Origin of the sequence: Paenibacillus glucanolyticus NBRC 15330 (assembly GCF_004000885.1) — a bacterium.
GTDB lineage: Bacteria > Bacillota > Bacilli > Paenibacillales > Paenibacillaceae > Paenibacillus_AQ > Paenibacillus_AQ glucanolyticus.
The window spans coordinates 351231-363479 of the sequence record NZ_BIMC01000001.1 but is presented as its reverse complement, the minus strand read 5'-3'; the positions used below and the strand labels follow the sequence as shown (position 1 = coordinate 363479).

The window sequence follows — 12249 nt, the reverse complement described above, 5'->3', positions numbered from 1 at the left end:
AGCGTGGAAGTGAATGCTGCATGAGACTGCGTTTAGCAACCTCCCATTAGGAGCCATAAAGCCGGCTGGCTGGCTTAAGGATCAGCTTGAGATTCAGGCAAACGGGCTTACCGGACATTTGGAGGAACAGTGGAAGGACGTTGGGGCTGACAATGGCTGGCTGGGTGGACAGGGGGAGAGCTGGGAACGGGGACCGTATTATGTGGATGGGTTGCTTCCTTTAGCTTATTTGCTTGAAGATGAGTCGTTAATTGCCAAATCGAACCGCTGGGTCGAGTGGTCGCTTGCCAGCCAGCAGGAGAATGGCATGTTCGGTCCGGCGCGTATTACATCGGTAAATCAGGATATCGACAAGGAGCAGGACTGGTGGCATTACATGATCATGCTGAAAGTGATGATGCAGCATGAAGAAGCAACAGGGGATGAACGAATCATCCCGTTTCTCACGAAATTTTTTGCTTATGTCCATTCGGTTATTAAGGAACAGCCGCTTCGGGGCTGGGCTCAGACAAGAGGCGCGGAAATGCTGCTGTGCATTGTCTGGTTGTATAAACGCACGTCGTTATCCTTCCTGTTAGAGCTTGCCGATATCGTTGCCGGACAAACGACGGACTGGAGCGATATCTTTCATGATTTCCCATTCTGGCGAAAGGTTGAGGAGTGGGATTGGACGACCCATGTTGTCAACGTAGCCATGGGAATCAAAACGCCGGGCGTGCTGTTTGAATTAAACGGCAACGTCAAAGAGCGGGAAAGCGTGCTGCGAGGCATCGACTCGTTGATGAATTATCATGGTCAAGCGCACGGCATGTTCTCGGGAGATGAATGGTTGTCCGGTACCCATCCGAGTCAGGGCGTGGAATTGTGTGCCGTCGTGGAGTATATGTTCTCTATGGAGCAGTTGACGCGTATTTTCGGAGACGGACGCTTTGGGGACATTCTGGAGAAGGTTGCCTTTAATGCGCTGCCTGCCGCAATCTCTCCGGATTGGACATCCCATCAGTATGACCAGCAGGTCAATCAGATGGTGTGCAATGTCGCTCCGCGGCCATGGAGCAATGGTCCGGATGCCAACCTGTTCGGATTGGAGCCGAATTTCGGATGCTGCACGGCCAACATGCACCAGGGCTGGCCCAAGCTGACTTCACATCTCTGGATGAAGGATCGGGAGGAGGGGCTTGCAGCCGTGTCCTACGCGCCATGCACCGTGAGAACAACGGTAGGTCAAGGGGTTGCCGCAGCTGTAGAGGTAAGCGGAGAATATCCGTTTAAGGATCGCGTCCAGATCAAGCTGTCATTGGAACGACCGGAATCGTTTCCTCTCTCCTTGCGTATCCCGGCATGGTGCGATCATCCCGTCATTACGCTGAACGGGCACGAATTGGAGTTCCAGGTTACATCCGGTTATGCAAGGCTCGTTCAGAACTGGCAGAGCGGTGACCGCCTGGACATTCACCTGCCGATGGAAGTGAGAACCTCGTCGCGGAGCATGTACGCTGCAAGCATCGAAAGGGGGCCGCTGGTTTATGTGCTGCCTGTGAAGGAGAACTGGCAGATGATCCAGCAGCGGGATATGTTTCACGATTGGGAGGTATATCCTGCATCGCCATGGAAATATGGTTTGATTGCCGATACGTCATTCGAGGTGCTGGAGCAGGATATGGCTCGGCAGCCGTTCTTGGCTTCAGAGTCACCGGTCAGGGTGAAGGCGCAGGGACAGTTAATCCGGGATTGGAAAATGGAAGGCAACAACGCAGGAACTCCACCGCTGCATCCGAATACGGATGGACAGCCCATTACGGAATTAGAGTTAGTTCCGTATGGAAGCGCGAGGCTTCGAATTGGCGAATTTCCTCTGATCGGGAAGCGAAAGAAATGATCTTAAGGTAAGGATGACGGGGACTGAAAAGCTAACGCAAGCTGAGCAGGGCAGGAGTATCGTAGCCAGACGGAATTTTCGTTTGTTTCTTAGAACTGCATACCAAGCTGTTCAACGTTACTGGCATGTTTAGGAGCTTTCATATTTCTCTTGTTTTAGATGGAAATCTAAACGGTGAGGAGTGAAAGCTTCTTTTTGCGTTCTAGTATTATGGTATCATTGTTTTATTACAAAAAAACTGGACAAATACGCATGATGTTGTTTATATTATTGTAAGATAAAGAAATATGACGAGAAGGTGACTGTACATTGCTGGAACTGTCCATTAATGATTCTGACCGATTGGTAAAAGTGGCTCATGCACTCAGCACGCAGACCAGAATAGGCATTATTAAGCTGCTGCTGGCCAAAGCTAATCTTAATATCTTGGAAATCGCGGAACAGCTTGATATTCCCGTATCGACAGCGGCAAACAACGTCAAAGTATTGGAAGAAGCCGAATTAATCGTCACAGAGCTTCAGCCTGCGACAAGAGGGGCCATGAAGGTGTGCAGCCGAAATTTTGACGATGTACGCATGATTTTGAACCCCAAGGCCTATGACCAAAATACAAGCAAGGTTGAGGAAATCGAAATGCCCATTGGTCATTTCATTAATTTTGATATCGTTCCTACCTGTGGAATGGCCAATGCGACAGGGATGGTTTTTCAAGAGGACGATCCGGTTAATTTCTATCTTCCAGAGAGCAGAACCGCAGAGATCATATGGTTCCGTAAAGGCTGGATCGAATATCGGTTTCCCCGAAAGCTTCCAGCAGGAGCACAGATCCAGTCACTGGAATTCTCCCTCGAGATATGCTCCGAGGCGCCAAACTTCAATAATGATTGGCCATCGGAAATTACGGTGTGGATTAACGACATAGAGGTGGGGTCATGGATTTCGCCAGGAGATTTCGGCGATTACCGCGGCAAGCTTAATCCTTCATGGTGGTATGACAACAGCACACAGCACGGTCTGCTGAAAACCTGGTCTACCGATCTGAACCGAAGCATGGTGGATAAAGAGAAATGCTCGGATGTTACCCTTCGGGATCTTCATCTGGAGGACAAGCCGTTTATAACGTTTCGGATCGGGATCAAGCCCGATGCGAAGCATCAGGGCGGTATCAATTTGTTCGGAAAAGGATTTGGCGATTACGCGCAGGGCATTGTGATGAAGCTGCAGTATGATTGATCCATATTAAATGTTAAGGTTTCAGATGTTTTGTAATACAAAACATTCTGAAACTTTTTTTATTGAATAAAACAATAATTTCGAAAGAAAGCGTTGACAAAACATTTAATGACCATATATTATTCTGTTTATAAACAAATTAATTGTAATAAAACAAACGAATGAGTATTGAAGAATTTGGATCATGGGCAGAGAAAACAAGTTCATGGCTCCAGATGTACTCATGGAAGCGCTGTTTTGAGCAGTTGTTTGTTTATCAGCAAATCAATCGAAGGGGGAAGCATCCATTATGGTTTGGAAAGGAAAGTGGGTTCAGCTTTCATTGACAATGGTGTTAAGTTTCATGCTTGTACTATCAGGTTGTGGTTCCAGCAATAATACCGCTGCACCGGAGGACCCGAAATCGGATGGTGGGACGGGAGAACCGAGTGAAAACGCAAAATCCCAGATTGAATTCATGGGATGGGGGGGCGATACCGAGAAAGCCGTATTCCAGAAGCTGATTGACTCCTATATGAAAAAGAATCCGAACAAGAAAGTGAAATATACTGTCGTTCCGCCTGCGGAATATTATCAGAAGCTGGATACATTGATTGCGGCGAACAAGACACCGGATGTTTTTTATGCCGGAGGAGCCCACTTCAATAAGCTGGTCTCCAGTGATGTTCTGTTAAATCTGGAATCCCAGCTCAACTCCAACAGCGACGTGAACCCCGACAACGTGTGGAAGCAGGGACTCGATCGTTATCGTTACGATGGAAGCAATGTGGGTTCCGGAGATTTGTTCGGATTGCCTAAAGACGTAGGTCCGTGGGCATTTGCTTACAATAAAGCGTTGTTTGATAAAGCGGGCCTTCCATACCCTAGCGCCAAGGCTGGCGAATACACATGGGATGACATGGTCGCAGATGCAAAAGCCATCACCGTTGTGAATGAGCGCGGAAAGATCGATACGTTCGGTGTTGCGGGCTACTCCACCGAATCCGCGGTGTGGGCCAATGGAGCCGACTGGCTCGATCCCGCTACCGGCAAGATTACAATTGATACGCCTGAATTCGCAGAAGCGATGCAATTTGTAGCCGATTTGAGCCTGGTACATAAAGTCAGTCCGTCACCGGACGATGAGAAGGCCCAGAACGCCTATGCTCGCTTCGTTGCCGGTAAAGTGGCGATGTTCCCAATGGGTCCGTGGGATCAGCCTGGTTTCTGGGATCTGCCGTTTGAGTGGGACATCGCCGCATGGCCGGCAAGTCCAAATACGGGCAAAACCGCAACGTGGCTGGGTTCGCTTGGATTCGTTGTATCAAAGAAAACGGAGTATCCTGAAGATTCATTTGCCCTGGCAGCGTACTTGAGCCTGGATCCGGAATCGCAAAAAGAAAATTACATGCTGGGTCAGGCGGTTCCGAATTTGATGGATATGGCAAAGGGCGAATTCCTGGACATGGAGAAGGCCCCGCAGACTCGTCAGGTATTCCTCGATATCATTGAAGATTATGGACGTCCGCCAGTTGAAGTTACCTCCAAAAACACCAAATGGCTGGATACGTTCTGGCAGGATGCCAGTCAAGTGTGGACAGGCAAGAAATCCGCAGCTGAATTTGTCAAAGAGGAGCAGCCGAAGCTGCAGAAGCTTTACGACGAAAGCAATAAGTAGGCAGGGCAGCACATGCTGCGGTGGAGAGGCGAAGACGACGGGGGAACCCGGCTTGCAGCGTCTTTGCTTTTTCCCGCTGCAGCCAGGGAGGAAAAATTGATGAAGAATACAACCCCGGGATATCGGCGCAAAGAAATCATATGGTCACTGCTGTTTGTCACACCGCCGATATTGGGTTTCTTGATATTCGGTTTGGCACCGCTTCTGACATCGTTTGGATTAAGCTTCATGTCATGGGATATGTTCACGCCCGCCAAGTTCACGGGTACGGACAATTTTCAGTACATGTTTGCGGACGAGAAATTCTACAAGTCGCTTTATAACACGTTCTATCTGCTGCTCGGTATTCCGCTCGGCATGATCATAGCTCTGATCCTGGCGATCATGATGAATCGGCCGCTAAAGGGTATTTCATTCTTTCGTACCATTTATTACATTCCGGTGATATCCCCTATTATTGCCGTTTCATTACTCTGGCAGTGGCTTCTTAATTACGATTACGGCATTATCAATGAGTTTATCTGGAATGTATTCGGGGTGCAGGGTCCGAACTGGCTCGGAGACCCGAATTGGGTAAAACCGTCATTCATCCTGATGGGTTTATGGGGCGGCGTTGGCGGCACTATGGTGCTGTATCTTGCAGGATTGCAAGGGATACCCTCAAGTTATTATGAAGCGGCTCAGGTTGATGGGGCTTCGCGCTGGCACCAATTCAAGCATATTACGCTTCCGCTGCTGTCGCCGATTCACTTCTATGTCGTTGTGATGGGCATCATAGGCACCTTCCAATCCTTCAGCCAGATGTACATTCTGGCAGCAGATGGAGGGCCTGAATACAGCGGAGCGACCATCGTGTATTACATCTTCCAGGAAGCCTTTAAATATTTCAATATGGGTTACGCAAGCGCGGTGGCATGGGTGCTGGGTATTCTCATTTTTATCATCACGCTGTTCCAGTTCCGCTTCTCCAAGCGGTGGGTTTACCAAGAATAGACGCATGCCATTTATATAGGAGGAATTAGATATTATGGTTAAACAACGCCGTTTGATCCATTCGATGATCTATATCCTGCTGCTTGCGGGGTCTTTCATCATGCTTGGACCGCTAGTCTGGACGTTGTCAACGTCATTGAAGAGCCAGCAGCATGTTTTTGATATACCGCCGCAGTGGATTCCCGATCCGCTGACATGGCTGAATTACAAGGATGTCTGGGCCAAAGCCCCGCTCCTGTATGGTTTTATGAACAGTGCCATCGTGGTGGTGACGGTACTGACAATAGGTCTGTTTGTGGCAGCCATGGCAGCTTATGCCTTTTCCAAGTTTGATTTTCCCTTCAAAGAAGGGATCTTCATGGCCCTGCTTGGCACGATGATGATTCCATATTCCGTGGTCATGATCCCCCAATATATCGGTTTCTCTGAGCTTGGGTGGGTGGATACGCTGCTTCCGCTCATCGTGCCTGGTCTCTTCGGGAATATTGTGACGATCTTCTTCTTTCGTCAATTTATGCAAGGCTCTATTCCGACGGACCTCATCGATGCGGCGAAAATAGATGGCTGCGGATATTTCCGGACATTTACGACCGTCGCGCTTCCCATCGTGAAACCGGCGATTGCTGCACAGGCCGCCCTTGGATTTATGGGGATATGGAACGATTTTATGGGCCCCTTGATTTATCTGCACACACCGGAAAGGCAGACTATTCAGGTGTTAATCGCAAGTATGCAGTCCAATTACATCTCGACCTCCAATTATCCGTCGCTCATGGCTGCCTCCATCGTGGCATTGCTGCCAGTCGTTATTGTATTCTTCATGGCTCAGCGCTACTTCATTGAATCCTTGGCCATTACGGGCATTAAGGGATAACCGATGACACGATTTCGGAAACCGTGGAGGCTGTTAGGGATTTCGTTGGCATCGGTTGCGGCTGTGGCCGTTACGCTTGCAGTCATACAGGATGCGACCAAGGGTAAGCAGGCATACGGAGGGGAGATAACAATGGAACATACCTATCTGAACCCGATGAAGCTGGATCAGGAATGGGAGGATTATGGAATAGGTGACCCTTATGTACTGCGTTTTAATGGAAGATATTATCTATATTGCAGTACAAAGGACTGGCGTGTCGGCATTAAGGCATGGAGCTCCGAGGATCTTGTGAGCTGGCAATACGAAGGACTTGTTACGGAAGAGCCGCTTACCGAGGGGGCTTATGCGCCGGAGGTAGTCTACTGGAACGGATCATTCTACATGTACACCTCGCCTGGGGGCAAAGGACATTATGTTCTGCGAAGCGACAATCCGACGGGTCCATTCCAAATAGAAACCGATAATTTGGGACTGAATATCGATGGTTCGGTGTTCATAGACGATGATGCCAAGTGGTATTTCACTTATGCCGCATCAGGCGGCATCATGGCAAGCACCATGAAGGACCCGTATTCCATTGACGTTGGCTCTAAACTGAATACGTCTTTAGGCCACTGGACGGAAGGCTCCATGATCATCAAGCGTCAAGACCGGTATTACATGACGTATACAGGCAATCATGTGTTCAGCCGCGGATACCGCGTCAATTATGCGGTTGCCCATGATTCGCCTAACGGAATCTACTCAATTCCGGAGAATAACCCCATCATCATCTCGACTAACGATGAGTTTAACGGGCTGGGGCATAGCGCAACCGTATTAGGACCTGACATGGATTCCTACTACATTGTGTACCACAATCTTGCGGGGCGTTCGGCGGAAGGCCCGCCGGTACGGATGTTGAACATGGACCGATTGATTTTTAATGGGGACAAAATGTCGCTTGCAGGACCTACGCATGGGATACCGGTGCAAGCACCAGCACTTCCGGTCTTTCATGATGTGCTCGGAGGAGCGGAGCCGCAAGGCGAGCGCTGGGAACATCAGAAGCTTGTAAATGGATCAGCAGCATGGATCAGCAGCCTAAGCACGGACAACAGGTTTACGGCAGAGTTCAATGCTGTGCTCACGGATGGGAACGTCCCTGCCGGTTCGGAAGATGCGGATTTCGAGGCTTTGTTTTCCTATGAGGATGGAGATCATTACCGAGGCATTCGCGTGGATGGCAAGGATATGTCCATGTCAATGTTTGAAAGAGCTGGGGGACAAGAAGTCATAACTCAATCCGTCAGTCTCCCTAACGGAATGGATATGACCAAGCATCACGCGCTGCGCATCGAATCAGGGGACCATGGAACCCGAGTTTATTGGGATGGGATCCTTCTGCTGAGCGATAAGGAAATGAAGGGTACGGCAGGACGGATCGGATATAGCTGGTCACCAGCGCTGAAGCCGGAACTGCGATATACCGCCTTTTCAAACGAAGCGAACGGCAGCAGCGACCAAGATGTGCTGAAGCAGGTGCCTGGTACGATGGAGGCCATACATGGTGTCCAAGATTCAGTTGAGCGTAACGAATACGCAATCAGTGACAAGGAAACACCGGACGGAAGTTATGCGGTAACCGTGCTTCAAGATCACAAGGGACTAACGTTTCCGGTATATGTAAAAGAAGACGGCAGTTATCTGTTATCTGCGATGGTATCGAACGCTTCGGCCGGTGCAAGGCTTGTCCTGGATGCCGGGGGAGAACGAAAGGAAATCCTGCTGGATCCTTCATGGTTCTCCGAAGAATCCGAATGGACGAAGATTCCCCTGGGGTCGGTTCAACTGCGTAAGGGGCCTCAATGGCTATCGTTAACGAGGAAAAAGGGAGATGTCTCGATACGTTATATCGAGTCCAGCTTAATTTCCCCAGTAGCGCCACGTCATGACGTCGAATTCACCGACGTATACGGCAGCTGGAACCTTGCAAACGGTCAGGCCGAGCTTCTGTCGGAAGGCCAAGAGGGCAAGTTGTTCGGCGGGGACCCGCGATGGAGCAATTACGAAGTGAGCTTTCAGTTAACCGCAACTGAAGAAGCGTCAGGGGAGGCGTCCGTGTTGTTAAGAACATCCAACGAATCGGATTTTCCGGACCAGGTCAGGGACTCCTTCATGGGTTATGAGCTGTCTTTCCGTAATGGAAGGGTGATCTTAAAGCGGATCAGTTATGAAGTGAATGAGGAGATGGCTTCGGGCTTCCTTGAGCTGGAGGAACATCAGCCAGCAGAGATTAAAGTAAGACTTGAAGGAGCCGCTATACATGTGTACGCCAACGGCGGTGAAGATCCGATTGTGAGCTGGCTGGACCCCAACGCCTTCCTGAACGGCCGTGTCGGTCTGCGTACCTCCTCGAAGGGATGGACCTTCTCGCCGCTAACGGTTGAACCGATCGAAATGCAGTAACTGCATACCGACAACATAAACATAGCACAAGCCAACGTGCGACAAAGGAGCAGGAGACAACATGACAACAAAAATGTATAGCAAAGATTATCCGCGACCTCAATTCGTGAGAGAACATTGGGTTAATCTGAACGGGGAGTGGAGTTTCGGGTTTGACGATGACAATACAGGTGAGCGTGATCGGTGGCAGGATGATTTTGGCGGTGAATTGAAGATCACGGTGCCCTTTACTTATGAGACGAAGGCCAGCGGGATCGGCAGAGAGGAGCACCATCCATTCATATGGTATAACCGAACGCTTGATATCCCTCAGGAGGATGAGGGCAAGCGAGTTGTCCTGCATTTTCAAGGAGTAGACTACTTGGCGAAAATCTGGATTAATGGTACCTACGTTGGCAGTCATCAAGGGGGATACTCGGCATTTTCATTTGATATTACCCCGTACATATCCTTTGGTGCTGCCAATCAATTAACGGTGAAAGCGGAGGACAGCATGGATGCAACCCAGCCACGAGGCAAGCAGAGGTGGGTTGAGCATAATTTCGAGTGTTTTTACGTCCAGACAACCGGGATTTGGCAGTCGGTCTGGCTGGAAGTTGTAGAACCGGTCCATGTCGATTCTGTCAAAATAACACCGAATATGGATACGCGCTCCGTGCGTTTCGAATACCAGGTGAAGGGTGATTTCACGACGAAGGAGACCAGACTGGAGACGATTATCAGCTTGAAAGGGAAGCAAGTTAAGAAAGTGAGTTTGACGATTGATCGTCCGTGGCTCCAATTGGACGTCGATCTGGTTCACGAAGCCAACGGTCCGTGGAAGCACTGCCTGTGGTCTCCGGCTCATCCGAATTTATACGATGTTGAATTTATACTGCATCAAGGGGAGGAGAAGCTCGACCACGTCTATTCCTATTTCGGCATGAGGAAGATATCGATTGAGAAGGGCAGAGTCCTGCTTAATAACGTTCCGATCTATCAAAGACTCGTGTTGGACCAAGGTTATTGGTCTGACAGTCATCTCACTCCGCCATCCGAGGAAGCCATCATTGAGGATATCGATGCAATTCTGGAAATGGGGTATAACGGTGTCCGCAAACATATGAAAGTGGAGGATGCCCGGTTCTTGTACTGGTGTGATGTAAAGGGGCTGCTTGTCTGGTCGGAGATGGCGGCTGCCTTTGAATTCAATGACAATGCCATCCAGAAATTCACCAACGAATGGATGGAAATCGTCCGTCAGCAATATAACCACCCCAGCATTATTACCTGGGTTCCGTTTAATGAATCGTGGGGAATCGCGCAAATTGCCAAGGACCGCAGGCAGCAGAAATTTACCGAATCCATTTATCACTTGACGAAGTCATTCGATCCGAACCGTCCGGTGATCACGAATGACGGATGGGAGCACACCATGTCCGATATTTTGACACTTCACGATTATATCGAGTCCGGGGAACAATTCAAGAAGCGTTATGCGAATAAAGATGTGATCGTGAATAACGAACGATCGTTCAACCAGTGGAAGTATGCTTACGCAGAGGGATACCATTACGGAGGACAGCCCATTATCGTTAGCGAATTCGGGGGGATTGCCTTTCAATCGGAATCCGGCTGGGGTTATGGCAAGCAGGAGTCTTCAGAGGAGGAATTCCTCTCGAGGTTCCGCAGCATTCACCAAGCGATCAAGGATACGGAATATATTGTAGGATATTGTTACACACAGCTAACGGACGTGCAGCAAGAGATGAACGGTTTATTGACAGAGGAGCGCAAACCGAAGTTTCCGCTGGATATCATTCGCGAGATCAATCTTTCTTAAGTTTGGAAGGAGGAAAATAAATTGACTCAACAAACGTTCAGGAACCCGATACTCCCTAATGGTGCCGACCCTTGGATCATCAAGCATACGGATGGATATTATTATTTGACGGTGACGTTAGGTGACCGGATCGCCCTTTGGCGGAGCCATACCATGACCGGGTTAGCTGCGGCAAACCCGACAACGATATGGACCCCTGAACAGGACGGGCCGTATTCCTATCATTTATGGGCACCGGAGCTTCACTACATTGAGGATCGATGGTACATCTATTACACGGCCAACAATGGGGGCGGCGATGATACGCGAAGAATATGCGTGCTGGAGCTCATAGGCGAAGATCCGATGAACGATGAGTGGATATTTCGAGGTGTGATAAACACGGAGCATCCGGGATTGGATGGAACCGTGCTCCAGCACAAGGGAGAGCTGTATTTTTTCTATTCCGGATACGGTTTTTTCCCGGACTACGGTTCGGCCATTTATGCGGTCCGCATGGTTAATCCCTGGACCTTAACGGGGCCGAATGTGCTTCTATCGGCGCCTACGGAAGCATGGGAGAAGCAAGGCGGGATGGCGATTAACGAAGGACCGGTGTTCTTGAAGCGGAATGGGCGCTTGTTCCTCGTATTCTCGGCAAGCGCGACCTGGTCCGATGATTATAGTCTTGGGATGATTACGATTTCGGAGACGGATGATGTGCTCGATGCTTCAGCCTGGACCAAGCATGCAGGGCCAGTGTTTGCGAAGAATCCCGCTCAGGGCGTGTACGCCCCCGGACATAACAGCTTCACCGTCTCACCGGACGGTTCGGAAGATTGGATCGTCTACCATGCGTATTCTTACTCGGAAGCCGAGCAGCAGCGTTCGGCTGGCGGTCCACGCAGTACGCGGATTCAACGCTTCGGCTGGAAGGAGGACGGCTTGCCCGATTTTGGGCTTCCAATATCTGAGCATAGCTTGCTTCCTCTGCCTTCCGGAGAGTAAAACAGCTAAACATGATCCCGGCCAGGCATAGGAGCCTGGCCGGGGTTTTAAATCTCATGTGTTCATTTAAGTATGTTGAGGAGAGGATGATCTATCGTGAAGGAGCTTCCTTTATACCAGCAAATACAATATAAAATCAGAGAACAGATCCAGCAGGGCAATCTGCGTCCGGGCGACCGCATCCCGTCCGAGAAAGAACTGGCCATGCGGTTTCATGTCAGTGTCATCACGACCAGGAATGCGCTCGCTGGTCTGGCCGAGGAGGGCGTAGTTACCCGCATAAAGGGAAAAGGTACCTTCGTGGCAGGCGTATCTCCGCTTTGGGATTTCTCGCTTGATGGATGACCTTACCC

General features: G+C 49.7%; 9 protein-coding genes. All 9 read left to right on the top strand.

Going from position 1 to position 12249, the window contains the following annotated elements; all coding sequences use genetic code 11:
• Nucleotides 1–13 precede the first annotated feature (13 nt).
• Nucleotides 14–1879 (top strand): beta-L-arabinofuranosidase domain-containing protein, encoded by a 1866-nt coding sequence (locus PGL02S_RS01590; protein ID WP_036637228.1) that lies wholly within the window; start codon nucleotides 14–16, stop codon nucleotides 1877–1879.
• A 309-nt stretch (nucleotides 1880–2188) separates the two neighbouring features.
• Nucleotides 2189–3112, top strand: coding sequence for an ArsR/SmtB family transcription factor (locus PGL02S_RS01585; protein WP_036637229.1), 924 nt, complete (start codon nucleotides 2189–2191; stop codon nucleotides 3110–3112).
• Between the two features lie 289 nt (nucleotides 3113–3401).
• The gene (locus PGL02S_RS01580) at nucleotides 3402–4769 is read left to right on the top strand and encodes an ABC transporter substrate-binding protein (protein ID WP_036637230.1); all 1368 of its coding nucleotides are present in this window, start codon (nucleotides 3402–3404) and stop codon (nucleotides 4767–4769) included.
• Between the two features lie 99 nt (nucleotides 4770–4868).
• Nucleotides 4869–5762, top strand: a complete 894-nt coding sequence (locus PGL02S_RS01575; RefSeq protein ID WP_036637426.1) for a carbohydrate ABC transporter permease — start codon at nucleotides 4869–4871, stop codon at nucleotides 5760–5762.
• Nucleotides 5763–5796: 34 nt separating this feature from the next.
• Nucleotides 5797–6636, top strand: coding sequence for a carbohydrate ABC transporter permease (locus PGL02S_RS01570; RefSeq protein WP_006210908.1), 840 nt, complete (start codon nucleotides 5797–5799; stop codon nucleotides 6634–6636).
• A gap of 3 nt (nucleotides 6637–6639) precedes the next feature.
• On the top strand, nucleotides 6640–9087 hold the full coding sequence (locus tag PGL02S_RS01565) for a family 43 glycosylhydrolase (protein WP_051449091.1): 2448 nt from the start codon (nucleotides 6640–6642) through the stop codon (nucleotides 9085–9087).
• Between the two features lie 61 nt (nucleotides 9088–9148).
• Nucleotides 9149–10909 (top strand): glycoside hydrolase family 2 protein, encoded by a 1761-nt coding sequence (locus PGL02S_RS01560; protein ID WP_036637231.1) that lies wholly within the window; start codon nucleotides 9149–9151, stop codon nucleotides 10907–10909.
• A gap of 21 nt (nucleotides 10910–10930) precedes the next feature.
• On the top strand, nucleotides 10931–11896 hold the full coding sequence (locus PGL02S_RS01555) for a glycoside hydrolase family 43 protein (RefSeq protein ID WP_036637232.1): 966 nt from the start codon (nucleotides 10931–10933) through the stop codon (nucleotides 11894–11896).
• A gap of 96 nt (nucleotides 11897–11992) precedes the next feature.
• Complete coding sequence (locus PGL02S_RS01550; protein WP_036637233.1) at nucleotides 11993–12241, top strand: GntR family transcriptional regulator; 249 nt, start codon at nucleotides 11993–11995, stop codon at nucleotides 12239–12241.
• Nucleotides 12242–12249 lie beyond the last annotated feature (8 nt).

Excerpts from the sequence above, each read along its gene's own strand:
- PGL02S_RS01565 (WP_051449091.1), top strand. The coding sequence starts at position 6,640 with ATGACACGATTTCGGAAACCGTGGAGGCTGTTAGGGATTTCGTTGGCA.
- PGL02S_RS01570 (WP_006210908.1), top strand. The coding sequence starts at position 5,797 with ATGGTTAAACAACGCCGTTTGATCCATTCGATGATCTATATCCTGCTG.
- PGL02S_RS01560 (WP_036637231.1), top strand. The coding sequence starts at position 9,149 with ATGACAACAAAAATGTATAGCAAAGATTATCCGCGACCTCAATTCGTG.
- PGL02S_RS01590 (WP_036637228.1), top strand. The coding sequence starts at position 14 with ATGCTGCATGAGACTGCGTTTAGCAACCTCCCATTAGGAGCCATAAAG.
- PGL02S_RS01575 (WP_036637426.1), top strand. The coding sequence starts at position 4,869 with ATGAAGAATACAACCCCGGGATATCGGCGCAAAGAAATCATATGGTCA.
- PGL02S_RS01580 (WP_036637230.1), top strand. The coding sequence starts at position 3,402 with ATGGTTTGGAAAGGAAAGTGGGTTCAGCTTTCATTGACAATGGTGTTA.